Here is a 1642-nt window from a genome sequence, read left to right as displayed (position 1 = left end):
TTCATAATCAAAACCCGGCGCGGATACCCCTGAATTTATTCAGGGGAGGAGCGCCGGTTCTGCCTCCTTTCTGGGAATAAACATCAGACCCTTGGCTCTTTCTACTATTTGTAACCGGTTGGGAGTTGCATTAACTAACCTTTGACCAGTCTTTAAAACGCGGACATTGAGCTTTCCATTTGCCAGTAGGGTGTCCGCCCGCACCAACTGTCCTGTCTTTACATCCCGACATAGGTCGCCACGTTTTATGCCGGCTGTACTCTGCCAGGGGTGGCGGTATCGCTTAAAGATACCGCCTTTTTTGGGCTCAGACATGTACTGCTGGCGTACGGCACGCTGGCGGGGACGAATTTCGTATACGGGAATATCTGGAACGTAGATGCTCTGCCCGGATGTGCCCATGGCGATGGCGTTGTTGACGTGGCTCTTGGGCAGGTTGAGGCGCTCGCGCTCTTCTTTGGTCTGCCAGCCTTCCTGGGTGACTACCTCCGGGATGAACTTTTTGACTTCGGACACGATGTAGTCCTTAGCCGCGTTGATAAAGGCTGCGCCTTTGAGTTCTTTGCTGGGTGCTATACTGAGTTTGAGCTTGCCCAGGGTCACCAGACGGTGGCACTTTCCGCACAACGCAACCAGGTTGTCCGGGTTGTCGGTGCCGCCTTTGACCTTCTGCTTGAGATGGTGAACTTCTTCGATTTCGGCCCCGCAGTGGATACAATGCTTGTCCCGGCACTTGACGTATTCTTTAACGTTTTTAAACCCTTTCTGTCGGCCGTTCTGGTAATCTTCAGGCTTAATATCCGGGTTCTGCATTTTGTGAGTGTCAAAACTCCCTACTTCGATAATCGCTTTGGTCACCGGCGCGTATTTGGCCAGAACCTTCAGGACGTTAATTTGCGCGTCGGCTTTCGCCTTGATAGTCGGCGGGAGCCAACCTTCAGGGCGACGCCGGTTGGCGAAGCGAGGAGCACGGTACCTCAGACGGTAGCGCCTGGCCCTCCTCCTCTGCCGGCGCACTACTAACACTTGGCCTTTCGTGGGCTGGTTGATATAACGCCGATGGACAATTTCACCCTGAAAGGTGATTTTGCTGTTGGACTGCAAAGCAACGCCGCCTCTTTTGAAGCCGGTGTCTAACTTAGCGGCCAACTTCTGGGTGTATTCCGCGGTTTCGTAAGTCAGTTGGATGGTGAACGGGTTCCTGCTGACGATTTTCGCTTTTTTGGCCTTGAGCAACTTTCTCGCCTTGGCCGCATGAGTGGGCATCAAGCGTTTTCCTGTTTTGCTTAACACAAAGACGTACATGGGGTACGTAAGCCTCCTTCCCTTCTGGGAGTGACGCCCCATTAAAGGGGCTGCTGCCTCGTCCATGTTGGAGGCCGGTACGCCCGCCGGGCCGTTTCGCCCTCGCTCTTACGGTTGTCTGCACCCGGCGGTTGCAGGGTTCAAGACTGGCGCAACATCCTGAAGTGCGTTCTTGAACCTTGCCGCCAACGGAGGGCTAACTGTAGCCTTGCTGCATCTTGTTGCCCTGGGACTGGAAAACCTGGCCTGCCTGCAAAACAGGTAGGCCCGCCACTAAAATGGGAAGATGTGGGGTTCAAAACCTACATGCTTCCCACTTTAGTGGGGAGTAGTTGAC

General features: G+C 54.1%; 1 protein-coding gene. It reads right to left on the bottom strand.

Going from position 1 to position 1642, the window contains the following annotated elements; genetic code table 11:
- Nucleotides 1-39: 39 nt before the first annotated feature.
- On the bottom strand, nucleotides 40-1305 hold the full coding sequence (gene iscB / locus IT084_RS17535; protein WP_279327906.1) for an RNA-guided endonuclease IscB: 1266 nt from the start codon (nucleotides 1303-1305) through the stop codon (nucleotides 40-42).
- Between the last annotated feature and the right edge of the window lie 337 nt (nucleotides 1306-1642).

It is taken from the genome of Desulfallas sp. Bu1-1 (assembly GCF_015594625.1).
Taxonomy (GTDB): Bacteria; Bacillota; Desulfotomaculia; order Desulfotomaculales; family Desulfallaceae; genus JADNRQ01.
Note: the sequence above shows the minus strand (reverse complement) of the source record. Positions and strands in the feature narration are given on the sequence as shown.

Coding starts and splice junctions, on each gene's coding strand:
- iscB (WP_279327906.1), bottom strand. CDS start 1,305: ATGTACGTCTTTGTGTTAAGCAAAACAGGAAAACGCTTGATGCCCACT.